Source organism: Bacillus sp. RO1 (assembly GCF_012524115.1).
GTDB lineage: Bacteria > Bacillota > Bacilli > Bacillales > Bacillaceae_I > Sutcliffiella_A.
Map to the genome: position 1 here is coordinate 11,935 of NZ_JAAZWB010000056.1, position 24,721 is coordinate 36,655.

The 24,721-nt window shown below is 43.0% G+C and carries 18 protein-coding genes, 1 pseudogene and 1 riboswitch; of the genes and pseudogenes, 5 read left to right on the top strand and 14 right to left on the bottom strand.

The genetic code is table 11. The features are described 5' to 3' along the window. Positions 1 to 59: 59 nt before the first annotated feature. The 7 genes from HC179_RS07025 to HC179_RS07055 all read right to left on the bottom strand — a co-directional run bounded on the left by HC179_RS07025 (position 60) and on the right by HC179_RS07055 (position 8,369). Positions 60 to 1,505 (bottom strand): sucrose-6-phosphate hydrolase, encoded by a 1,446-nt coding sequence (locus HC179_RS07025; protein ID WP_168863693.1) that lies wholly within the window; start codon positions 1,503 to 1,505, stop codon positions 60 to 62. A 15-nt stretch (positions 1,506 to 1,520) separates the two neighbouring features. Then, positions 1,521 to 2,465: an aminoimidazole riboside kinase gene (locus tag HC179_RS07030; RefSeq protein WP_168863694.1), complete on the bottom strand. Its 945-nt coding sequence runs from the start codon at positions 2,463 to 2,465 to the stop codon at positions 1,521 to 1,523. Positions 2,466 to 2,646: 181 nt separating this feature from the next. Beyond that, positions 2,647 to 4,032 (bottom strand): sucrose-specific PTS transporter subunit IIBC, encoded by a 1,386-nt coding sequence (locus HC179_RS07035; RefSeq protein WP_168863695.1) that lies wholly within the window; start codon positions 4,030 to 4,032, stop codon positions 2,647 to 2,649. Between the two features lie 424 nt (positions 4,033 to 4,456). Next, complete coding sequence (locus tag HC179_RS07040) at positions 4,457 to 5,281, bottom strand: PRD domain-containing protein (protein ID WP_168863696.1); 825 nt, start codon at positions 5,279 to 5,281, stop codon at positions 4,457 to 4,459. A gap of 114 nt (positions 5,282 to 5,395) precedes the next feature. Further along, on the bottom strand, positions 5,396 to 5,905 hold the full coding sequence (locus HC179_RS07045) for a PTS sugar transporter subunit IIA (RefSeq protein ID WP_168863697.1): 510 nt from the start codon (positions 5,903 to 5,905) through the stop codon (positions 5,396 to 5,398). A 341-nt stretch (positions 5,906 to 6,246) separates the two neighbouring features. Continuing rightward, positions 6,247 to 7,128 (bottom strand): carbon-nitrogen hydrolase family protein, encoded by an 882-nt coding sequence (locus HC179_RS07050; RefSeq protein WP_168863698.1) that lies wholly within the window; start codon positions 7,126 to 7,128, stop codon positions 6,247 to 6,249. Positions 7,129 to 7,496: 368 nt separating this feature from the next. Beyond that, on the bottom strand, positions 7,497 to 8,369 hold the full coding sequence (locus HC179_RS07055) for a Cof-type HAD-IIB family hydrolase (RefSeq protein ID WP_168863699.1): 873 nt from the start codon (positions 8,367 to 8,369) through the stop codon (positions 7,497 to 7,499). A 191-nt stretch (positions 8,370 to 8,560) separates the two neighbouring features. On the opposite strand from HC179_RS07055, the gene HC179_RS07060 reads away from it, so the two are divergent. Together HC179_RS07060 and HC179_RS07065 are read left to right on the top strand one after the other, a co-directional pair. Beyond that, entirely contained in the window at positions 8,561 to 9,592 is a 1,032-nt protein-coding gene (locus HC179_RS07060; RefSeq protein ID WP_168863700.1) for an HD-GYP domain-containing protein, read from the top strand. Positions 9,593 to 9,737: 145 nt separating this feature from the next. Then, on the top strand, positions 9,738 to 11,093 hold the full coding sequence (locus HC179_RS07065) for a YjiH family protein (protein WP_168863701.1): 1,356 nt from the start codon (positions 9,738 to 9,740) through the stop codon (positions 11,091 to 11,093). Between the two features lie 261 nt (positions 11,094 to 11,354). Here HC179_RS07065 and HC179_RS07070 read toward each other — a convergent pair whose 3' ends face one another. The 4 genes and pseudogenes from HC179_RS07070 to HC179_RS07080 form a co-directional block, all read right to left on the bottom strand. Next, positions 11,355 to 12,311, bottom strand: a complete 957-nt coding sequence (locus HC179_RS07070) for an ATP-grasp domain-containing protein (RefSeq protein WP_168863702.1) — start codon at positions 12,309 to 12,311, stop codon at positions 11,355 to 11,357. 51 nt (positions 12,312 to 12,362) lie between these two features. After that, positions 12,363 to 13,415: pseudogene (locus HC179_RS07075) on the bottom strand (LLM class flavin-dependent oxidoreductase). 88 nt (positions 13,416 to 13,503) lie between these two features. Further along, positions 13,504 to 13,621, bottom strand: a riboswitch (SAM riboswitch). A 185-nt stretch (positions 13,622 to 13,806) separates the two neighbouring features. Then, positions 13,807 to 13,929 carry a hypothetical protein gene (locus HC179_RS21185; RefSeq protein ID WP_277351311.1) on the bottom strand — a complete coding sequence of 41 codons (123 nt, stop codon included), beginning with the start codon at positions 13,927 to 13,929 and terminating at the stop codon, positions 13,807 to 13,809. A 610-nt stretch (positions 13,930 to 14,539) separates the two neighbouring features. Next, positions 14,540 to 15,034, bottom strand: coding sequence for a hypothetical protein (locus HC179_RS07080; RefSeq protein ID WP_168863703.1), 495 nt, complete (start codon positions 15,032 to 15,034; stop codon positions 14,540 to 14,542). A 287-nt stretch (positions 15,035 to 15,321) separates the two neighbouring features. Here HC179_RS07080 and HC179_RS07085 point away from each other — a divergent pair, with 287 nt between their 5' ends. Both HC179_RS07085 and HC179_RS07090 read left to right on the top strand, forming a co-directional pair. Further along, complete coding sequence (locus HC179_RS07085) at positions 15,322 to 16,965, top strand: PTS transporter subunit IIBC (RefSeq protein WP_168863704.1); 1,644 nt, start codon at positions 15,322 to 15,324, stop codon at positions 16,963 to 16,965. A gap of 6 nt (positions 16,966 to 16,971) precedes the next feature. Then, positions 16,972 to 17,766 (top strand): endonuclease/exonuclease/phosphatase family protein, encoded by a 795-nt coding sequence (locus HC179_RS07090; protein WP_168863705.1) that lies wholly within the window; start codon positions 16,972 to 16,974, stop codon positions 17,764 to 17,766. A 77-nt stretch (positions 17,767 to 17,843) separates the two neighbouring features. On the opposite strand, the gene HC179_RS07095 is transcribed toward HC179_RS07090, so the two are convergent. The 3 genes from HC179_RS07095 to HC179_RS07105 all read right to left on the bottom strand — a co-directional run bounded on the left by HC179_RS07095 (position 17,844) and on the right by HC179_RS07105 (position 22,583). Beyond that, the gene (locus HC179_RS07095) at positions 17,844 to 18,941 is read right to left on the bottom strand and encodes a PRK06851 family protein (protein WP_168863706.1); all 1,098 of its coding nucleotides are present in this window, start codon (positions 18,939 to 18,941) and stop codon (positions 17,844 to 17,846) included. 340 nt (positions 18,942 to 19,281) lie between these two features. Further along, entirely contained in the window at positions 19,282 to 21,471 is a 2,190-nt protein-coding gene (locus HC179_RS07100; RefSeq protein WP_168863707.1) for a DNA topoisomerase III, read from the bottom strand. A gap of 89 nt (positions 21,472 to 21,560) precedes the next feature. Beyond that, complete coding sequence (locus tag HC179_RS07105; RefSeq protein ID WP_168863708.1) at positions 21,561 to 22,583, bottom strand: S16 family serine protease; 1,023 nt, start codon at positions 22,581 to 22,583, stop codon at positions 21,561 to 21,563. Positions 22,584 to 22,756: 173 nt separating this feature from the next. Here HC179_RS07105 and HC179_RS07110 point away from each other — a divergent pair, with 173 nt between their 5' ends. Next, complete coding sequence (locus HC179_RS07110; RefSeq protein ID WP_168863709.1) at positions 22,757 to 24,310, top strand: ABC-F family ATP-binding cassette domain-containing protein; 1,554 nt, start codon at positions 22,757 to 22,759, stop codon at positions 24,308 to 24,310. The last annotated feature ends 411 nt before the right edge of the window (positions 24,311 to 24,721 follow it).

Genomic DNA, 24,721 nt, shown 5'->3' on the forward strand with positions numbered 1-24,721 from the left:
GCCAGATTTTGATTTCAGGCTTCTCTTTAGCATTCCTTAATATCGATTTTTCATTCAGATTAGATTTCCCATACCTTCATCTCAGAAACAGTCCCAACGCCGGACATCGTTACCCCCGCGGCGTCTGGTCCATCTGGAAAAATCCGCGCAGTAAATACCTCTTCTCCACCGTTCAAAAACACTTCTACAGAAGACGTATCCACATACGCACGCAATTCCGTTAATGTCTGCAGACTGCATCTTCGTGTTTCCCATTCCCCCGTTACAAAGCTTTTACGATAAAGGGAGAAGACACTAACAGAAGCGTCATAAGTCAACCGGACGGTATTATTCATTTCCAACTCAAATGATGCAACATCCTTTTTAAAAGAGAGGATCATCTCAAAAGCAGCACTTTTTTCCTCAAAAAACACTTCCTCTTTTTCATTAGAAAGTTGCATATGGTTAACAGTAACCAACGCTGTTTTCCTTAAATTTGCTAGCTCTTCCACAGGAACCTGCAACAACTTCCCATCAACCCAATGTAATTCACGCGGCAGGGTTAAAGCATGAATCCATTTGTGCGAGATGGTAGGATGCTTATCCTCATTTTGCTCAGGCACCCCCATCCAGCCGACCATCAGACGACGTCCTTTTTCATCCAAAGTGGTTTGGGGGGCATAGAATTCAAAGCCTCGGTCCAGTTCAACAAAGTCACCATGTTCAAATGAAGCTTTCCCATAGTCTAGCTTTCCAATAAAATAGCCTGCTTGATAAACGTTTTGATACTTCATACCCTCCGCCTTCAAGCCCTGGGGCGACGCAACCAGTACATCCACACCATCAAGTTCAAAAAGGTCAGGGCACTCCCACATGTAACCGAAGTCTCCTAATCCATTCATACCGGAGCCTGCAATGGCACCTAAGTGTTGCCACTCTGTTAAATCAGAAGACTTTAAAAGTGCCACCTTTCCTGTCATGTCCTCACTTTGGGCACCGACGACCATATACCATTCCGAATCCTTTTTCCACACCTTTGGATCTCGGAAATGAGCAGTATATCCTTCCGGCAATTCTACCACTGGACCTTTTTTATCAAAGGTTACACCATCTATTGAAACCGCCATGCACTGGTAGGTTTTCCGGTTTCCATCGGTATCCTTCACATTTCCTGTATAAAAAAGAATCATCTTCCCGTCATGTTCAACCGCACTTCCGGAGTAGCATCCGTTTTTCTCAAACCATTCGCTTGGAGCCAATGCTATCGGATCATGCTTCCAATTTACAAGATCCTCAGAGGAATAATGTCCCCAAAACTTAGCTCCATGGCCTGTTTTAAATGGCATCCATTGATAAAACAGATGGTAAGTACCGTTCCACTGTATAAAGCCGTTTGGGTCATTCAATAAGCCGACAGGTGGCATGAGGTGGTAGCGTAATCGATAAGGATCGCGCTCGACGATATCTTTATTTTTCTCCACTTCTTCCTCTGCAAGCCTTATAAGCTCTTGCTCTCTTTCTGTCATAAAAGAAAAACTCCTTTATTTTGCTAAGATTGATTGAACCTGTTCTAAGGAAGGTAAGGCAGTCATCGCACCTTTTTCAGAAGCAGCAAGGGATCCGGATACACTAGCGAAGGTAGCCATTTCCACAGCTTTTTCAAGAGTAATAGCGGAGATATCCCCACCCCACTCGTTTGCCATATATAGAATCCCAGAAACAAATGCATCCCCTGCCCCTGTTGTATCCACTGTTGTCACCTTACGTGCCGGCACATGCTGATTTCCTTCACGAGTGAAAATATAACTGCCTTCTGATCCAAGCGTCACAAGGAGAAGCGGAATTTCATAGATAGCAAGCTTTTCCGCACCTTTTTTGATATCCTTTTCACCAGTAATGAACTCCAGCTCTTCTTCGGAAATCTTTAAAATATCGGCATATGGAAGCATGGCAATAATCTGTTCTTTTGCCGCTTCCTTACTGTCCCAAAGGCCAAGACGTAAATTCGGGTCATAGGAAACGAGGAGACCTTTTTCTTTAGCAAGCTTCACCGCTTTGATGGTGGCACTTCTTGTTGGCTCGCTAATTAAGGAAATGGAGCCGAAATGCAGGATTTTATTTTCGTCAAAAAGCTTTTCCTCTATCTCTTCTTCTGTCAAAAAGCGGTCCGCACTTGGGTTGATGTAGAAATCAAAGCTGCGTTCTCCTTTTTCCAATGTGACGAATACGACACCTGTGCGGATGTCATCGGTCAACAACATCGAGCTTGTGTTGACTCCGTAGTCTGCTAGTGTTTTTTGGAGAAATCTTCCCAGCACGTCGTTTCCGACTTTCCCGATAAAAGTGGATTTGGCTTCTAGTCGTGCGACGCCAACTGCTACGTTTGCCGGGGCTCCACCTGGGCTTTTCTGATAGGTGATATTGTCTGTGTCTAGCGGGATGAAATCGATGAGTGCTTCTCCTAGTGAGATGATTCCTTTTTTCATGGGATGGTCCCTCCTTTTTCATTACGAATTGAGTATACTCCCTGATTCCTTTCGTTCCGGGAGTTCGCTTTCCGCGGGGCGTGTGCTTGAGCCTCCTCGCTGCGCTGTGGGGTCTCAAGCTACAGCTACCTCCCGCCGGAGTCTCACTCCCTGCACTACAGTCATCAGGGGATACTCCTACTTACTTTACGTCTTCTTCCTTAATACCCATGAACCAGGTTGCAATAAAGGCACCTACTACAGCAATGGCGAAACCGATTAGGTAGTTCACGACATTGACGGTGCCAAACTCTACAAGGATGGCGATCATAGGGATACCTGTCAGGCCGTATGCATTTGCGACAACATTGGTAAATACCACATAGGCTCCACCTAATGCACCACCTATGGCAGCTCCGATAAATGGCTTACGATATCTCAAGTTTACCCCGAAAATTACAGGTTCTGTAATTCCTAGAAAGGCCGATAATGCTGCAGGTAATGCTAGCTCTTTCGTTTTTTCACGCTTAGCCAAGAAGTAAACAGCAAGTCCCGCTCCACCTTGTGCCACATTGGCCATGGACCAGATTGGCAAGAGATAGTTTAAGCCAAGCTCTGCAAGAAGTCCTGCTTCAATAGCATGGAAACTGTGGTGAACCCCTGTAATAACAATCAAGGAGTACAATCCGCCAAAAATAAGGCCGGCAAAGACACTGCCATAATCATACACAAAATTAAGTACAACTGTGATGCCGGAACCGACGGCATTGCCTAACGGTCCGATAGCAAGAAGGGTGATAAATCCAGTCAAAATAACTGTTACAAATGGCGTCACGAGTAAATCTACCGCACTCGGAACGATTTTACGCAGATTCTTTTCAATAAAGCTCATTACTAAAACGGCGAGCAGAACTGGTACAACGGTCCCTTGGTAACCAATCAATGCGACATCAAGTCCCATGAAATCCATGTATTCAGGCTTTGCTTCGGCCAGTCCCCAAGGATTTAGCAGATCAGGGTGTGTCATGATTCCCCCAATAACTGCTCCAAGGAACGGATTTCCTCCAAATTCTTTTGCGGCACTATAACCGAGCAAGATTGGGAGAATAATAAATGCGGCGCTTGAGAACATGTTTAGCATTTTCAAAAAGGAACTGTCAGCAGCGACCCAGCCAAATGTTGTTACCATTCCGAGCAGCCCCATCAATAGACCACTTGCCACGATGGCAGGGATGATTGGTACGAAAATGTTGGATAACGTTCTTGCAAAACGCGCGAACGGGTTCATCTTCTTTTTCGCCGCTTCTGCATGATCTTGAGTGTCCTTTTCCTTAAGGCCCACTTCTTCTGCAAACTCTGCGTACACTTTATTTACTATCCCTGTCCCAAAAATAACTTGGAACTGTCCGGAGCTTGCAAATGCCCCTTTCACTCCGTCAAGCTCTTCTATTTGGTCACGGTTTGCTGTTGCTTTTTCATCTTCTTTTAAAACTAGTCTTAGACGAGTCGCGCAGTGTGTGGCACTGATGACATTGTCTGCACCACCTAGAAGCGGAATCAAGTCTTTTGCTATCTTGTTATAATTCATGATGAGCACCTCTTTTTCCTATAGTTTTTTATTGTTCCTGTGAATTTGGTTACTTTTTTTTGCTGGAGTAAGGGGATACTCGTCTGAAATCAGGTTGTATTTTGAAATATCCATTGTAAATGAGATTTATCCATTGTAAAAAGGATTTATCCACGCTACAGACCAACTTATCCATTGTAAAATTGTTTTATCCATCCTAACCGACCATTTATCCATTATTGATGTTCCAGCCCCGTCCGCAACCTAACTTCAAAACAAAAAACAAAAGACCTAAAACCTGCAAGAGGGTAGAGTGATCCCTACTTCCTTGCCTGTTTTAGGTCTTGCCTGCTTTACCAGTCACAATCCTGTATATACATGTTGTTAGCGAATACGTTTTCATTTTAATCCAGTTCGATAAAATTCGTCAACAGCTTAGTACTTCTTATTTTTCTGTCAATCGCTGAATATGAAGGGTGATGTATCCAACCTCTGATAAAGGAAAATGAATGTCATATTCTGCATCCAAAAAGTCAGCAATCTTTTGCGCCGTTCCAAATGCTTTCCCAAATTTCAACTGAAGTAATTCTAGCATTTCAGGGTCCATGGAGTGAAATGGCTCTCCTTCTTCCACACGATTAATCGCAAACCTTAGATGTGTCAATAGCCGTTGATAATTGATAGATGTTTCCTCAATCTTGACACCAAATTCCTTCTCGATCATCTCAATGGCATCACGGATGATGGTGGCCAGCTGCATCGTGTTTGCCATGCTTTTGGATCCCATTTTCGCAGTATGAAGATGAAGGGCGATATGACCCACTTCATCATCTGGAATGCTAACACCCAAACGTTCCTTGATCAGCCCTTGCGCCCATTGTCCGATTTCAAATTCCGGCTTATAAAGGACCCTTATTTCATTGAGCAACTTATTTTGAATGGTGTATCCTTTTTCCAACCGCTCAATTGCAAAAGATAGATGGTCTGTCAAAGAGATATGGATGTGGTTGCTTAAAGGAACCATCAGCTTACCTTCTGCATAGCTGATAATCTCCTCGGCTACATCTATGTGCTCAACAGGGAGGGTGGAAAGCAACTCCTGAAACTTGTCACTTTCCTCCTTCATCACGAAAATCTTTTCAATTTTACTACGGTCTACCAAATCGTTTTTTCGCTTTTGGAAGCCGACACCAAGGCCCATCACGATTTTCTCTTGATCATCCTCTTTGACGACAACCGAGTTATTGTTTAACACTTTACTTATTCTCAATCTTGTCTCTCCCCAATTTAACCGCCCTATTTTACTTTTATTATAACCAATCAGAGAGGCTATACAAAGCAGTTACATGCTTGCCGAAAAGAAAACAAGGCGGCAACTGGAAAATTAAGCTTTAATACTCCAATCCAACAATGCTGTTTCACCTTTTGTTGCTGTTTTGACAGCATGTTTTGTCACTGTATCAATGATATCTCCATTTGTCAGAATAACAGGTGTTACGATGCTTTTTGCTTTTTCGTTAATAAGGTCGATATCGAATGTTAACAGTGGCGTGCCGACTTTTACTTTGTCACCAACTTCCACAAGTCCTTCAAAGCCTTCCCCTTTCATCCCAACTGTTTCAAGACCTACGTGGATCAGTACTTCTACTCCAGTTTCTGACTTGATTCCAATAGCGTGTTTTGTCGGAAAGAATTGTACGATTTCTCCGTTTACTGGGGATACAACAGTTCCTTCTGTTGGCTCGATTGCGATACCGTCGCCCATCATTTTTTGCGCAAATACAGGGTCTGGAACTTCTTCTAGCGGTACAACTTTACCTGTAATTGGCGCTACTAACATTTCTTCTGTTTTTACTTCTTCTTTTCCACCAAATAGTTTTTTGAAAAATGACATGTGTGTTTCCTCCTATTGTCGGAATTGTGCGGAAATAGAAAAAGACCCAATACGCTACTCTTTAGGGGAGTAAGCGTATTAGGTCTTGCCTGCTTTACCAGTCACAATCCTATATGTGTGTATTTTATTATTTTCGGCTCTGTTAAACACGCTGTTGTTCTCCGCATTGGGCTTCGCTTTCCGCGGGGCGTTGTTTGAGCCTCATCGGCATGCCTGCGGGGTCTCAACCTACCGCTACCTCCCGCCGGAGTCTTCGCCCTATGCTCCAACCAACAGCTATAGAATCCTCTTTAACGGAGCTATTATGTTATTAAGGTATGACAGATTTGCCTGTTTGTCAATTAATACGTGAGGGTGCCTTTGACTAGCTTTTCCCAATCTGGGTAAAGGTCGTTGCGGCGGTCTCTCCAGGTGGTGACGGAACCTGCTTCTCTTACTTTGTGTAAAAGAGTTAAGTCTAAGTCACCTGTTACGATCATATCTGTGTTTAGCTCTCCTTCTGCCACAATACCTCGAGGAGGAAACGGGACATCGTTTGGTGAAATGATCGCTGCTTGTCCAAAGTTACCTCGCATGAAATCGACAGTAGGAAGCGAGCCAATCGTTCCTGTTGTCACCACATAGATTTGATTCTCTATTGTGCGCGCGTGGCAAGAATATCTGACACGGTGAAACCCGTGACGGTCATCTGTGCAGGAAGGACAGAATACCACATCTGCTCCCATCGCCCTCACAAGCCTTACCGCTTCCGGAAACTCAATATCATAGCATGTGAGCATGGAAATCTTGCCAAAATCAGTATGGAAGATTTGCAAATCCTCACCAGGGGTCAGACCCCATTCATACACTTCCGTTGGTGTTAAATGCAATTTGGCTTGTGTCGCAATACGGCCGTCCGGGTAAAAGAGGTGGGCTGCATTGTAAAGTTTGCCTTGTTTTTCGATGATGTGTGTGCCGCCGATGATATGCATGCCAGTTTGGATGGCAATTCCACTGAAGAGCTGTTGGTAGTGTTCGGTGTATTTAGGCAGATCATGAATCGTTTGCTCCCTTCCATCCACTGGGAAAGAGATTAGCTGAGTCGTTAAAAACTCTGGAAAAAGGACAATATCCGCGTCAAATTCAGCGGCGGTTTTCACATAATGAATAACATGATTTGCAAACTCATCAAAGCTTGAGATTGTGTGCAATGGATATTGCACAGCAGAAGCACGAAACTTCATGACAGCAGGCCCCCCTTAAATCTATGTAAACCATTTATTTTCAAAGTCGAATTTATTTTTTTGCAACTAGTCTATTATAAGGGATTGGAAGCAGGAGTCTCAATGTTAGATTTGTGGGATATTATGGTATTTTAGTTTAGGAGTTTAGGAGTCGGGGAGGCAGGCAAACGGAGAGTCATTTTGTGGCTTTTCATGTCGATTTCTTGATATAACCTGAAAGTTCTTGATATATCTTAAAAATTCTTGATATAAACTCAAATTTCTTGATATAAACTCAAGTTTCTTGATATCCTCCTAAATTTCTTGATATCTTACAAAAAACGGCTGACCAAGCAGCCCACAAGCAGCTACCCGGTCCATTTCCACCGTTATCCAACCTCACTCTTCGCCAAAGCTTCGATAATCGCCTTAGCAACACCGCTATTTACATTCGTATCTGTCACCATATGCGCTTTCGCCTTCACACCATCTGGTGCATTTTCCATCGCAACCGCTCTGCCAACACGCTCAAACATCGACACATCGTTATAATTGTCCCCGATTGCCATGGTGTCATCCATCGAAATGCCTCGCTCTTGAGTGAATGTAGTCAGAGCAATTCCTTTCTGAGCGTCTACACTTGTAATTTCCAAGTTGTCTTTACCAGAAGAACTTACCGCAACCGTACCAAGCTCCAACAATTCAGAACGTGCCGCTTCCAGGTTCTCTTTATCCATGGAGAATGCAAGAAGCTTATAAATTACTTTTGATTCATCTTGTAAAATGGGGTCAAAACTGTCGACCATTTTCACATTCCCGTCTTCCATTCTCTCTTGTGCAGCCTTTAAGACTTTATCGTAGTCGTTATCGTTACTCGCTGACATGAAAACATCCATAATAGTGGCAATCGCCTTATCGTAATCTTTAGAATATGTACCGTTCTGAGTATATATCTCAAAGTAGATTTCATGCTTGTCTAAAATTCGTGCGAGATCTCTGCCAAGGCTAATTGCGATTGGGTTTGTTGATACAATTTCTCCTTCAGGCGTGCGGGCCTCTGCTCCATTTACGCAGATAATCGGTGTGTGTATACCTGCCTCTGCCAAGACGTCCTTGGCTTCAGAGTATGCTCTCCCAGTGGCAATAACCACTTCCACTCCATTATTTCTAGCGAGCTTAATGGCATCTGCATTCTCTTCACTAACTACATGGTTATTGTTTAATAATGTTCCGTCCATATCTATGGCAATACATTTTACCAAGTGAATTCACCCTCTTATATGTAAATGATTTTTTGTATATACCCTATCCTAGTTAATCTCTCTTCGTATTACAAACATTATACTGAAAAAGCATTTTGCTAAAAATTTTGAAAAGTACAATTTATCCTGTTTTATATACGTCAAATCCCTTATAATAAAGGTATTAACGCAATCAGGTGAGGTTGAACTCTATGAAAATTTCCTCCAATCATATTGGTAAAATTCTAAAAAATGATATTTACTCTTTGTCGGGAAATCTTTTGTTAAGAAAAGGGACGGTCCTGAATGCAAACCATGTGGAAAGCCTTCAAAAGCATGCCTACTATTTCGACCAGGCCTTTATTTTGGATGAGCCCCATCATCTATCCAGAGAGTATTTTCAGCATGTCAAAAATATGTATGAAACGAGTATCCATACTTTTCAATCCATATTTGCCAATCTTGAAGGGGAGCAGCTCCCTCCGATAGATGAAATACAAGATATGTTGACTCCACTTATAGATAAACTCGTGGACGATCCGGTTTTCACCCGTTACATAGAGCAAGTAAAAAGCTATGACAATTACACCTATACCCATAGTTTAAATGTCGGAATCTATTCTTCTTTAATCGGAAAGCTGCAAGGGCTCGATAAAAGCAGTATCAGCTTACTTGGTCAAATGGGGATGTTTCATGATGTCGGAAAGCTACTTATCGACAAGAATATTTTACAAAAGCCAGGTCGCCTTACTGAAAAAGAGTGGATGGAAATACAAAAACATACAACCTACGGATATGATTTGCTAAAAAAGAACCGAACAATTGATCCACACATCTTGCAAGGTGCCCTGCTCCATCATGAACGTCTAGATGGAAGTGGTTACCCGACAGGAATCAAGCATTCTAAGATCCCTTATTTTGTGCAGATTCTATCTGTTGCAGATATGTATGATGCCCTGTCATCCGAAAGAAGCTATCGACCTAAGCAAAATATTTTCACCACTACTAAAATTCTTATACAAGAGGCAAATTACAATAGATTGAATCCCGCCATCGTCTATCCGTTCGTCCGATATGTTCTCTCTAATCATCTGCGCGAAGAAGTGGTTCTAAACAACGGGAAGCTCGCAGAAATAATTTTCATTCATTCAGATGAACCGCACCTACCGATCATCAAGGTTGATGATCACTTTATTGATCTTAGGAAAAATAAAGAATTAGAGATTCTGGATTTTGCTAATTGATTGGATTGAAGAAGTTTTCATGCACCTGATTTGGGGTAATAAATAAAGATGGAAATAACATAATTCCAGTAAATACCTTTGAAAAGTTTTAAAAATGTATTAAAATTACCAGAGTTGCATATTTACGCATAAGGAGATTATTATATTGAAAAACTATTCATCTTTCAGAACAGCAGATAAATTAAAATTCATTATCCCTTCTATTATCGGAATATTATTATTCATGTTCCCTGTCATGTACCAGGACGAGTTAACAATTCCAATCGCCATTCTAGCTGGGTTACTAGGAGACCTTTTAGGAGACAGCATCCCCGCCATTATGACAGGCGTCATCGCCATTACTGCCATCGCAACTGTAGTGACAAAACTAGCAAAACCCGCTTTTACGAAAGAGCAAGGATTCTTTAATACGTTATTGAACGTTTCTGTATTTTGGACTGTCGTAAGGGTTCTTGCAATGATATTGGCCATTATGACCTTATTTGAACTTGGTCCGGAAGCTGTTTGGAGTGACGTTACAGGTTCTGTCATTTTATATGATCTTTTACCGGTATTATTTACTGTCTTTCTTTTTGCCGGATTATTCTTGCCATTATTATTAAACTTTGGACTATTGGAGTTGTTTGGCGCACTCTTGACGAAAATCATGCGTCCTTTATTTAAACTGCCTGGACGTTCATCCATCGATGCCTTGGCTTCATGGCTTGGTGACGGAACAATCGGGGTACTATTAACAAGTAAACAGTATGAAGACGGTTTTTATACGAAAAGGGAAGCAGCGGTTATTGCCACTACCTTCTCTATCGTTTCGATAACATTTAGTCTTGTCGTTATTACACAGGTTGGACTTGGCAGCATGTTCATCCCATTTTATATAACCATCGCTGTGGCAGGATTGGTTGCTGCCATCATCATGCCACGCATTCCTCCTTTATCCAGAAAAGCGGATACGTATTATAACGGGGAGGAACAAGATGAAAAAGAGTTAATACCTTCAGGATATTCTCCTTTAAAGTGGGGGTATACCCAAGCGGTAGAGCGTGCTTCTAAAAATAAAAGTGCCGGAAAATTCTTTCGTGACGGCGGGAAAAATGTCCTTGATATGTGGATGGGGGTAGCACCAATTGTTATGGCATTCGGTACTATTGCCTTGATCCTTGCTGAAAACACAGATCTGTTCGTTTATCTTGGCATGCCATTCATTCCGTTGTTAGAATTGTTGCAAATTCCAGATGCAGCTAAAGCGTCGGAATCTCTTATTGTTGGTTTTGCGGACATGTTCCTGCCAGCTCTTTTAGCTTCAGATATACAAAGTGAATTAACTCGTTTTGTGGTTGCAGCAGTATCTGTCACACAGCTTATTTATCTTTCTGAGGTAGGTGGCGTGATTTTAGGATCTAAAGTGCCTGTATCCCTTTGGGAAATGTTTGTGATTTACATTTTACGTACGTTGATTACTTTACCTGTTATCGCGCTAATGGCGCATGTGTTTTTCTTTTAATAATGGAATGTAAAAAAGCTAACCGCAGGGTCCCTTTGTTAGGAGGACTTATGGTTAGCTTTTTTCAATTCATGCATTGCATTTACTATTGCCGTTCCTTTTCGCTGCAGGCACTCGCTTTCCGCGGGGCGATGCTTGAGCCTCCTCGGCAAGCCTGCGGGGTCTCAACCTACCGCTACCTCCCGCCGGAGTCGAGTGCCTTCCGCTCCAATCCACTTGTTCTTAAAAACTTAATCATTCCATTTACTTAACAAAAACAACCTAGTAAACTTTGAGTTCTTCTGTTTCAAGCTCTAGCTCTTTTCCTAGTAGTTTAGCAAGTTCCAGCATCCCGAATTTGCCGGCTGCTTTTTCGGCGTCTGCGTTATAATTGGTGTTGGTGTTAACGTCATAGGTGAAGATTTCCCCTTGACTGTTGCGGATAAATTCAATGCCTGCTACTTCAATTTCATTTTCTTGCAGGAACTTTTCATATTTTTCAATGATTGGGTCGGCAAAGCCCTCTACGATACGGAATTTAGGCTTTTTCTCCACTTCTTCGCCTACTGGGCAAAACAAGTCCCCGATCTGGCAGGCATCGGCCGGGCACAGTTCAAAGCCTTCAGATGTATCGACCTGAACGGCGTACATAAACTTCCCACCGATAAATTCACATCGAGTAATAAAAGGTTCAGGTGCCTGAATGTATTCTTGGATAAGCGTGATACCATCTACAGGCTCTTCGAAATCAGAGCCATACAAGTATTCTTCAAGCGAGGCTGTCGAATGGAATAGCTGTACTCCAAGTCCTTTGCCTGCACGATTGTGTTTCGTTATGAAGGAGCCGGAGCCTAATCGTTTAGCCGCTTGCAGTATATGTTCTTTTCCTACCGCCGCAATGGTTTTCGGTGTCTTTACTCCAGCTTTTTCAAGGGCCGTATACTGATTGACCTTGCTTAATTCCAGCCGAAGGGCACGACTTCCATTCAGCACTCTTCGATCATGGTATTCCAACCATGAGAGAACAGCCCCTGTTAACTCTGGTGCAAATCGATGGTCCCTTGTGTGAGAAGAGGCGCTCATTCTGTTATAAAATACGCCTTCAGGTGGTTCTTCTGTCAAAGGAACCACTCCTTCGTCTAAGTGCCATTCTTCATATGGCAAACCCAACTCTTCTAATCTAGTAGTTAAATGTGTGGTCCACTCTTTATTTTCATGAATAATATAGATTTTTTCCACGTTGTTTGCCTCCATTTTATGCATATATGATAGTCTATTTTCTGCTAGGTTTTATGATTGGGCAAGCTCTTTTGCCCTCGGATTAACAAGGGGCATCACCTTTTTGGCGAAACGCTCCATCTCCTCAAGCTGCGGAGAGAACTGCAATAGCAATAAGTCCACCCCTGCATTCTCAAATTCTTTTATCCTGGTAGCAATCTGCTCTGGCGTCCCAATTAGATTTGGGCGCAATCCTCTATTAGAAACAGAGTAGTCCTGCAATTGTATTTGTTGCTCTAGCTGTGATTTGCTTGTGAAGTCTTTAAATCCAGCATAAGCTTCGGATTCTTTTACATCGGTGATCCGGTCAAGTTCTGCTTGGGCTTCCTCTTCTGTATCTCTGCAAATGACATAGGCAGCCATCCCAAAGGATTGAAAAGGAGGATTGGAAGTCTTGGCTCTCTTTTCTTTCATATCGCTGATTTTTGACGTCACTTCCTCAACTGTACCGCCGTGCATCACATAGGCATCACAATGCGAGGAGATCACTTCCTTCCCCTTTGGACTCTCGCCGCCTGCATAAAGGATAGGATTGGGACGTTGCACCGGTTTAGGATGGAGTTTTGTCTCTTTCAGTTGATAATATTTGCCCTCATAGGTAAATGTATCTTCTGTCCATAAGCCTTTAAGTACATCGATAAACTCTTTTGTACGGTCATAGCGCTCATCATGCTCGGTGAAAATCCCGCCATACTGACGAGCCTCCTCTTCCCACCACGCTGACACGACATTGAGCGTGAAGCGCCCATTGCTGATATGATCGATATTTGCCGTTGCTTTTGCTGCAATGGCAGGGTTGTGAAAACCAGGCCTAATTGCTGTCATAATTTCTATTTTTTCTGTAACGGCTGCCAAGGCTGCAGCAGTCGACCAGGCCTCCAATGTGTCCTCTTTCGGTCCTTTAATATCATTTTAAAAAAGCTCCGCAATCAAGGTCGTGTCAAACCCAAGCTGTTCCGCCTGTTGGATTACCTTTTTTGCATAATCAAAAGTAGGAGGCATCTGTTCGTCCTCCACATTTCGCAGCCAACCGCCGAAAATCGGCAACCAAAAACCAAACTTCATCTCACACTTCCCCCTTCGTTGTTTGTTTATGTAGACAAACAAAAAACTCCTTCGATAAGAAGAAGTTTGAGTACAAGCCCGTCACATCCACTTATCTTCCAAGAACGTTTGTCTTGCTGGAATTGGCACCTATACAGTTGTAGTTGTCTGTACTGTATGGTTGCCGGGCTTCACAGGGCCAGTCCCTCCACCTCTCTTGATAAGAAAACTAACTATTCAATTAACATTAATTAGACTAATCCTATCACGAAACTTGGTAATGGACAAGTCTTTCGGATGGCTAAATACAGTGGGTGTATTATTATATTATTGTTACTGTAAAGAATAATGCCTTTTTGAATTTTTAAGTGCTATTGGGGTTGTAGTGTAGATTAGAGGATGAAGACCTCTCTCACCATTTTTCCTGCTTACTCAGGTTTTCATCTGCTTTATGAAGACTTCTCTCACCATTTTCCTGCTCACTCAGGTCTTCTTCTGCTTTATGAAGACTTCTCTCACCATTTTTCCTGCTCACTCAGGTCTTCATCTGCTTTATCAAGACTTCTCTCACCATTTTCCCCGCTTACTCAAGTCTTCATCTGCTTTATGAAGACTTCTCTCACCATTTTTCCTGCTTACTCAGGTCTTCATCGGCCTTATGAAGTCTTCTCTTTCCATTTTTCCTGCTCACTCAAGTCTTCATCTGCTTTATGAAGACTTCTTCCACCATTTTCACCGCTCACTCAAGTCTTCATCGGCCTTATGAAGACTTCTTCCACCATTTTCACCGCTCACTCAGGTCTTCATCGGCCTTATGAAGACTTCTCTCACCATTTTTCCTGCTCACTCAGGTCTTCATCGGCCTTATGAAGACTTCTTCCACCATTTCCACCGCTCACTCAGGTCTTCATCTGCTTTATGAAGACTTCTCTTACCATTTTTCCTGCTCACTCAAGTCTTCATCGGCCTTATGAAGACTTCTTCCACCATTTTCACCGCTTACTCAGGTCTTCATCGGCCTTATGAAGACTTCCCTTACCACTTTTCCTGCTTAATCATGTCTTCATAGAAGGCATGAAGCCCACACCGCGCTAAGGGTATCAAAAAACGCCCCCCAAACCTGGAAGGCGTCTCGCTAAAAACTATTATTGTACATCCTTTTCAAAATTAGGAGCGTGCAAGCCTGCTGCTTCAAACGTTTCTCCTATTTTTTGGTGGAAACTCTCCAATGCAGCTGTCACTTCTTCACCATCTGAACCTTCTGACATGGCTGCAGCACGTTCTTCAAAATATAAGGCCAATAATTCAATGGAATCCTTCATATCAGCCTGAAGATCCTTATCCAGATTTTCTGGTATCTCAATCCCTCGAAGTTCATTCGCAATTCGGTTACTAGCCTCAACAGCCGCCTCAAGATCCCCTGCACCCTCTGACATTTCATAAGATGTTACTGGCTCAAGATGCTTGCGAATGGTCTGAATCATTTCCATTTGTATATTCATAAGGACGGTTACCGTTTCCCCACTCTGATCAGCAGGAACCTTTTCTGAATCGGCCGTGTCCACATTATTTGTTTCCTCTGTGCATGCAGATAGCACAATTACTAAAACAAGTATCATAGAGAAAGTCCACTTTTTCATTTCAAATCTCCTTTTCATCTGGCATTACGGGAATAGTGTACCCGTTTTCACTCATGCTGTATATACTTCCACCAAAAGTTGGATTCTTCTATGTATAATTAATTTTCTTACATCTTTATATACATTGTTAAAAAATTATTAAAATAATATTTTCTACTTGCATTGTTCAACGTCATGCCATACAATAGGAAAATGCAAACGGTTGCACTATAAGTGCACTAACTCGCACTAAAATGAATTCGTTTTCAACAAAAAATAGAAACAATAATAGAAAGAAGGCTGTTAATATGAAGAACTTTTTGTCTTTTGATTTCTGGCAGAAATTCGGTAAAGCTTTACTAGTAGTGGTTGCGGTTATGCCTGCTGCAGGTATTATGATTTCTCTTGGTAAGTTGGTTGGCATGACTGGTGGAGACATCGCTCTTGTGCAAACGATTGCAAGAGTAATGGAGGATATCGGTTGGGGAATCATCACCAACCTGCATGTATTGTTCGCAGTTGCCATTGGTGGATCATGGGCGAAAGAGCGTGCAGGCGGTGCTTTTGCAGCATTGATCGCATTCGTTCTTATCAACCGTATCACTGGCGCAATCTTTGGGGTTAACAACTCTATGGTGGCAGACCCTGAAGCTACTTTCACCACTCTTTTTGGACAAGAACTTATTGTAGGTGACTACTTTACAACTGTGTTAGGTGCTCCTGCATTAAATATGGGAGTATTTGTTGGTATCATTGCTGGTTTCCTTGGTGCTAACCTTTTCAATAAATTTTATAACTATAGTAAATTACCTGATTCTTTATCTTTCTTTAACGGTAAACGTTTTGTACCATTCGTTGTAATTGGTGGTTCTGTTATCGCAGGTATTGCACTTAGTGTGGTTTGGCCGTTCATTCAAGGAATGTTAAATGATTTTGGTGTATGGATCGCTTCATCTAGAGACAGCGCGCCTATCATTGCTCCTTTCATTTTCGGTGCGCTTGAGCGTCTATTGTTGCCGTTCGGCTTGCATCATATGTTAACGGTACCAATGAACTACACGTCACTTGGTGGAACTTACACTATTTTAACTGGCGGTAGCGCAGGCTCTGTTGTAGCAGGTCAAGATCCATTATGGTTAGCTTGGATTGCTGATTTGAACAACTTCCTGGCAGCTGGTGACACAGAATCTTATGAAGCGCTTTTACGTGAAGTAGTACCTGCTCGTTTCAAAGTAGGACAAATGATTCTTTCTTGTGCGGCATTGATCGGTATTGCGTATGCGATGTATCGTAATGTAGATAAAGATAAGCGTAAAAAATATAAGTCTATGTTCTTCTCTGCAGGTCTTGCAGTATTTTTGACTGGTGTTACAGAGCCGATCGAATTCATGTTTATGTTTGCGGCTCCTGTGTTATATGTAATTTATGCGATTATGACAGGACTTGCTTTCGCTATTGTTGATATCATCGATATTCGTGTTCATGCGTTCGGAGTTATTGAGTTGTTGACTCGTACACCAATGATTGTAAAAGCTGGCTTATGGTTAGATCTAGTAAACTTTGTGATTGCATGTTTAGTATTCTTCGGATTGAACTTTGCGGTAGCGAACTTCATGATCAAGAAATTCAACTTCCCTACTCCGGGTCGTAACGGTAACTATATCGAGCAAGAAGAAGGCGCTGGTAACGGTGCAGCTGCAAGTGTACAAGCAGATTCCTTGGCACCTGCAATCATCGACTTGCTTGGTGGAGCACAAAATATCGAAGACGTGGATGCATGTATGACTCGTCTGCGTGTTACAGTAAAAGATAGAGAAAAAGTTGCAAATGAAGCTGCATGGAAAGAAAAAGGTGCGCTTGGACTGATCGTGAAAGACCGCGGGGTACAAGCAATCTATGGACCGAAAGCTGATGTAATCAAATCTGATATTCAAGACTTGTTGGGAGCGTAATAAACGATGAATTTACTAACCTTAAACTGCCACTCTTGGCAGGAAGAGAACCAAATGGAAAAGATACAGCATATCGCGAAAGCCATTAAGGAACAAGCATACGATGTCATCGCTCTTCAAGAGGTTAGTCAAAGCATCGATGCCGAAGTGGTCAAAGACAACATCAAACAAAACAACTTCGGCCTTGTTTTACAGCAAGAGCTTGAGAAAATAGGGGTTTCAGACTACGAGTTAGTCTGGGACTTCGCCCATATGGGGTATGACACGTACGAGGAAGGCCTTGCCATTTTGACTCGACACCCTATCAAAAAGACTCACTCCTTCTTTGTATCAAAAAGTACGGACACTGACTTTTGGAAAACACGTAAAATTGTCGGTGTGACAGTGGAAGTGCAAGGTGAGGAGATGTCCTTTTACACATGCCATCTAGGTTGGTGGGATGATAAAGAGGAGCCAGGTAAGTATCAGATGGAGCAATTACTCAAGCAGGTCAAGGGAACGGAACCTTACTTCCTAATGGGAGACTTTAATAATAGTGCTCATATTGAAGGAGAAGGTTATGATTATTTGACTTTGACAGTTGGACTGCATGATACGTATCTTCTTGCGTCTGAAAAAGATTCAGGTGTGACAGTGGAAGGAAGTATAGCTGGTTGGGATAAGAACAAGCAGGACTTGAGGATTGATTTAATTTTGGCAAGCTCTCCTGTTAAGGTCACATCTTCTAATGTTATTTTCAACGGAAGAAACAGAGAAGTTGTCTCAGACCACTATGGGGTAGAAGTAACCGTGGAAATATAGTCGAGTTTTGACGTATTTCCTAGGAAAATGTGAAAAGGTGAACGGCAGGAATGTGCTGTTCACCTTTTTTAGTGTCGTTATTTTGTATCTGCTATGGCTTCTATTTCTGCTTGAATTCTCTTGGTCCACTCATCCACCACAGTATAATCCATAGCTTTTACATAGATTTCTTCTAATTTTCCGTGCCAGCTTTTTGCTTCTGCCAATTTCCCAATGGCCTCCTGCATCGCTTCTGAATAGCGTTCTTTTACAAGAGCAATTTCCCTTTCATACCGTTCGTCTGTCCCTGTACGAATCGTAATATCATACATATCCACAATGGAATCCCCATCACGCTCTGGGAAATATTCATGTGGGGCTGTACTGTCAAAAATGGCGAAACCAAGCTCTCGGCAGATAATCATATCTAAACTGTATGGATCAAACCCACAATGATAGACTTCCACATCAAACCCTTTTTCTTCGGAGGCTTTAGCAAGCTTCTTCAGCATGGTGGATTTCCCCGAACCCGGACGACCTTTTATAAAATACCGATGTGTCAGACCTTCTGTCAGGTTTGGCACGAAGTCCTTTGCTCCCGCAGGCGTTGCCGCACCGAGGAAGCGATGCCTTACATCCGCTTTTTTATCAGATGTCTTACCTTGGAACAATTGCTCCACCAGATCCTGTGTCAGCTTATTTGCCGCCTCAAAGTTCATATTATGAATATAATACCTTTCCCAATCATCATGTATTTTCAGGGCTCTCGCAAAAGTTTGGTAAGCCGTCTGGAAGGCTTCCTTCTTTTTGGTTGCTAAGTGTTGTATTTCCGCTTTCTGTTCAGCAAGTAATTTGGAGTCCCACGCCTCGCCTAGGTTGACGTATTCTTCCACTGCCCCCGGCGCTTTCGGTTCAATAACATGTGGCGCAGTACCATCGACTATTCCAATGCCAAGCGCACGGATGACCAACCCATCCACCGACTTTGTATCGGAAGAACAATGAAGCAGTTCAATATCGTACCCTTTTTCGTTCCAGACTTTCCCGATTTTTTTGATAAGCGATGATTTCCCTGTCCCTGGTCCGCCCTTGAGGATAAAAATGCGGTCCAATCCTTCTATGTTCGATTCATAAAGACTATAAAATCCGCGCGCTGTATTTCCACCAGCATAATAGTTTAATATTTTCCCCGCCAAGATCTAACACCCTTTCAATGGTAGGTTATCTTACAATTGCGATTCCATTTAGCCTATGCGGCAGGGTATGTTTGGGTGAAAGCCTAGCTATGGTGGTGGGCTGACCAGCTTAAGGAGGAGGGCGGGCCGTTTCTTGATATAATTAAATTTTTCTTGATAAAACTTGAGATTTCTTGATATATTGTGGAATTTCTCGATATAGTTAAATTTTTCTTGATATATTACAAATTTTCTCGATATCCTGCAATTTTTCTTGATATGTAGATGGGATGACCCGCAAAAACAGACTCCATACATAAAAAGAGCCGCACTCCTTCCAGAAGAGTGCGACCCCAAACCATTATTTCAATTTCAACTTCGCCAATGCATCCGCAAGTGCGGTATTCACCGGCTCATCATTATTCTGCTTTTTCATGTATTGATTCACGTCACGTTTGGACGCTTTCTGATTCGCGTTGTTCTTACGTCGTTCCTGGAAGGTACTTAACTTCTCACGGTGTCCGCAAACACAAGCGAACATCTGACCTTCCCCTTCCCCACGCAACTCCAGCTTCTTACGGCATTTCGGACAACGTGCATTAGTCACTTTGGAGACATTTTTACGATGACCGCATTCTCTGTCCTGACATACGAGCATTTTTCCTTTTTTCCCGTTCACTTCAAGCATTGGCTTGTCGCAGTCAGGGCAACGTTTACCTGTCAGGTTATCATGCTTGAACTTTTGATCAGTATTTTTAATTTCATGAACAATCTGTTTCGCATAAGCCTTCATTTCATTAATGAATGCTGCTTTTTTCAGTTGTCCTTTTGCAATCATGCCAAGCTTTTGCTCCCATTCTCCGGTCAAGGCTGGGGATTTTAGATCCTCCGGTGCAAGGTTAAGCAGCTGTTTCCCTTTAGATGTGATGTGCAGGCCTTTGCCGCGCTTCTCCATCAGGAAACTATTGAATAACTTTTCGATGATATCTGCTCTAGTGGCAACCGTGCCAATTCCGCCTGTTTCACCCAGTGTTTTCACAAGCTTCTGGTCCGTTTGTTCCATGTATTTTGCCGGATTTTCCATCGCTGAAAGCAACGTACCTTCGTTAAATGGCTCAGGCGGCTTTGTTTTTCCGGAAGTCAGTTCGACCTTCCGGATCGGCAGAACGTCTCCTTTATTCATGCTCGGCAACAGCTGATCTGTAAGACTGTCACTTCCATCCTCCTGTTCCTCCATGGAACTGAAAACTTCCTTCCAGCCTTGAGAAATAACCGTTTTTCCTTTTGCGACAAACTGTTCTGTTCCAATGGATGCAGTGATGTTTGTCTGTTCATAAAGGAAAGGCGGTAACAGAACGGCTAAGAACCGTTTCACGATCAGGTCATAAATCTTGTATTCCTTGTCTGATAGTTTACTTAACAACACTGCTTCTTCTGTCGGAATAATCGCATGATGGTCCGTCACTTTTTCATTGTTCACAAAAGACTTGTTTGCTTTGATCGGTTTCGTGAGCAACTTAGATGCAATCTGCTTGTAAGAGTGTGCACGAATCGCTTCCACACGCTCTTTCAACGTATCCACCATGTCAGTGGAAATGTATCTGGAATCCGTTCTTGGATACGTAACGATTTTATGTTGCTCGTATAAACGCTGCAAGATTGATAGCGTTTCTTTTGCAGAATAGCCGAAGATGCGGTTGGCATCGCGCTGTAGTTCCGTAAGGTCATATAGTGCGGGTGCGTAGCTTTTCTTCTCGGTTTTATTTATGTCGGTTACCTTTGCATCCTGGTTCTTCACTTTGGAATGCAAGCTTTCCAAAGTCTGCTTGTTGAAGTTTCTTCGTTCCTTCGTTTTAGTGTCCTGCCACACAAGCTGAAAACCATTTTCTGTGATAGCTTTCATGCCGTAAAATTCTTTTGGTGTAAAGCTTCTAATCTCTTCTTCCCGTTTAGCAATTATGGCAAGCGTAGGTGTCTGGACTCTTCCGCATGAAAGCTGGGCATTGTGCTTAGTGGTCAAGGCTCTTGTGGCATTCATTCCCACTACCCAGTCCGCTTCGGCACGGGCAACCGCAGAGTAATAGAGATTTTCGTATTCTTTTCCATCACGAAGTTTTGCAAAGCCTTCCTTTATTGCGCGGTCTGTGACAGAGGAAATCCAAAGTCGTTTTACAGGCTTTTGAATGCGGGCTTTTTCTAAAATCCATCTGGCAACAAGCTCTCCTTCACGGCCCGCATCTGTTGCGATGACAATTTCCTTTACATCCTTGCGGGTAAGCTGCGCTTTTACCGCGCTGTATTGCTTGCTCGTATTTTTAATGACGACGAGCTTTGTTTCGTTAGGCAGCATCGGCAGGTCTTCCAGCTTCCACGCTTTAAATTTTGCATCGTAGGCTTCCGGGTCAGCCAGGGTGACGAGGTGACCAAGCGCCCATGTGACAATGTACTTGTCCCCTTCAAAGAATCCGTTTCCTTTTTTTGTGCATTTTAATACTCTTGCTATATCTCTACCTACAGAGGGTTTCTCTGCAAGAACGACAGTTTTTGGCATAGTAACAATCCTTTCAAGCTTCTTGTCTTCTAATCTTTACATATTGTGTGAGGGTAGTCAAAAAGGGAAGACATTGTCATGCCTTCCCTTTACTTCTTCTCCGGAAGCATCTCCAATGCCTTCACCGCATCTTCTATCGTTCCTACTGGTATAAGTTCGATATCCAGACCTTCTTCGCTTATAGTCTTTCTCGCAATCGATTCATTTTTTTCCCACTCGTCATCAAGTGGGACGATGAAGTAGTCAAACCCTGCATTGGCAGCTCCTATCACCTTTTGTTTTACGCCGCCAATCGGTCCCACTTCTCCATCAATTGTAATCGTCCCCGTACCGGCTACCGCGTTTCCTTTTAACAGGGAATCCTCCATCATTTTGTCTAAAAGTGTGAGGGTAATCATTAGTCCGGCACTGGGTCCACCCAGGTTCTCTATGTTTTTCCACTGAATATTTTCGTCCTTTGATGAATCAAATACTTCTTCGAAAAATACTCCGAGGACCGTGTTTCCGTAATAATCCTTGTGCGGGTATGTTGTAACATCGACCTCTATTTCCTTACCTTCACGTATTAACGACAATGTTAGCGTCTCTCCCGACTCCTTTTCAACAATTAGTTGATCCAGGTGGTCATAGGATTCCAGCTTTTCTCCGTCTATTCCCACTAGAAGGTCTGTTACTTTAACCGCGTCTTTGTCTTTCCAATCTGGCAAGTAAAATACAGGATAAAACCCAAGCAATTCAAGCTTCTGATCCTCTCCCAATATGCCACGTGCTATGTATTCTGCTTTAATTTTTGATTGCTCCATCATTTGTTTATTTTGGTAGTCCAGCTCTTCATAATCCACGTCCTGTTGCCCGGAAACGGATGGAACAATCTCTACCCCCTCTTCCAAAAGTTGCGTAAGGACCATTAAAGGCCATTTGCTGTTTTGGAGGCTGGCCACGTAGGTCATCCCCAAATCACCATCGAGTTCGGAGCCTCCCTCATACTGAACAAACTCATCTAAATTAAATGGGTTCCCTGCAAATAGCACATCAAACCCAGTTGGCACAAAGCCACTTCCTATTATTAGTAGTAAAGCTATTACAATAATCCACGGTGCCCGTCTCTTCATCAGGTTTCCCCACCATCCCTTTTATCTATGTTTATTTTATAGCAGATTGGTAGATTTTAGTATAGATTTCTAGATAAGGAGGAAGAAACTTCTTTCATTTCCCACATAGCCATTCCTAGAAAATTTTAGTATGATGAAAAGTAGATATTTTTTTAGATAGGATGGATACAAACATGAGTTTATTGAGCATAGATGGGTTAAGCCATAGCTTTGGCGACCGTACGTTATTTAAAGATGTTTCCCTTCGCCTATTAGCTGGGGAACACGTTGGCCTTGTTGGGGCAAACGGGGTTGGTAAATCAACTTTAATGAATATCATCACAGGGGAGATTGTATATGACACAGGACGCGTAGAATGGACGCCGGGTGTGCATTACGGATACTTGGACCAACACACGGTCCTGACACCGGGAAGAACGATCCGAGACGTCCTGCGTGACGCATTCTTGCCTTTATATGAAAAAGAAAAAGAACTGAATGCCATCACCGATAAAATGGGAACGGCCACTCCGGAAGAGTTGGAAGAGCTTTTGGAGCAAATGGGCGAAATTCAAGATCATTTGGATGCCGGTGGATTTTACAACTTGGATATCAAGGTGGAGGAAGCTGCGCGCGGTCTTGGTTTGGACGCAATTGGACTTGAACGTGACGTTGCTGCACTAAGTGGTGGACAGCGTACAAAGGTTCTTTTGGCGAAGCTGTTGCTTGAGCAGCCGCAAGTGTTGTTACTGGATGAGCCGACGAACTACCTGGATGTGGAACATATCCGTTGGTTAAGCTCTTATTTAAAAGAATACCCGCATGCATTCCTATTGATTTCGCATGATACCGAGTTCATGAACGGTGTGGTGGATGTTATTTTTCACTTAGAGTTCTCCAAACTAACTCGCTATACAGCGTCTTATGAAAAGTTTTTAGAGCTTGCGGAAATTAACAAAAATCAGCATATTAACGCTTATGAGAAGCAAAAAGAATTCATTAAGAAGCAAGAAGACTTTATTGCGAAAAATAAAGCGCGTTATTCTACGACTGGCCGTGCAAAAAGCCGTCAGAAGCAGCTGGACCGCATGGAGCGTATCGACCGCCCTGAGACAGCTGCAAAGCCTACATTCGAGTTTAAAGAATCCCGTGCGAGCAGCCGTTATGTGGTAGAAGCGAAGGACCTTGAGATTGGGTATTCTGATCCGTTATTACCTAAGCTTACAATGGAAATTGAGCGTGGAGATAAGATTGCAATCGTCGGATGCAACGGAGTTGGTAAGTCGACATTACTGAAGACAATCTTGGGTAAAATAGATCCTCTTGGCGGTTCCGTAATACGCGGTGACTTCCTTTTCCCTTCCTACTTTGAGCAGGAGGTAAAAGCGAAGGATATTACGCCGATTGATGACGTATGGAACGAGTTCCCTTCCCTAGATCAGCACCAGGTACGTGCTATCTTGGCTCGTTGCGGGTTAAAGAACGAGCATATCTCCCGTCCGTTGAGCCAATTGAGCGGTGGAGAGCAGGCAAAGGTAAGATTATGCAAGCTGATGATGCACGAAAGCAACTGGCTGCTGTTTGACGAGCCGACGAACCACTTGGACGTGGTAGCGAAAGAAGAATTAAAGCGTGCTATCAAAGCTTATAAAGGCACCATTCTCCTTGTATGCCACGAACCTAGCTTCTATGAGGACTGGGTGACGAAGGTGTGGAATGTCGAAGAGTGGGCGGAGCAGAAACAGTAAGAGATATAACTAAAAGCAGCATGGGGGATTAGTTCCGTGCTGCTTTTTTGTTTTTGGGGTTGGAGATGTCTGCGGGATGTCTGTTACCGTTTTACTGTTTGCTGCGGGGCTTCAGGTCCTGAGACGGCTCCTCTGTTACCGTTTGGCTGTTTGAGGCGGGGCTTCGGGCATTGAGACGGCTCCTCTGTTACCGTTTGGCTGTTTGAGGCGTGGCTTCGGGTCTTGAGACGGCTCCTCTGTTACCGTTTTCCTGTTTTGGGCACAGCTTCGGGGCTTGCTACAGCAACTCTCTTGCCCAGCTCCTGTTTTCCGCATAGGTCTGGTGCTCCAACCTGAGACCCTCTTTCGCCCCTTATCTTTTCGGAACCCTTCCCACGTTTGAAAGACCGCCTCTGCGTCCCCCCGTCTGTT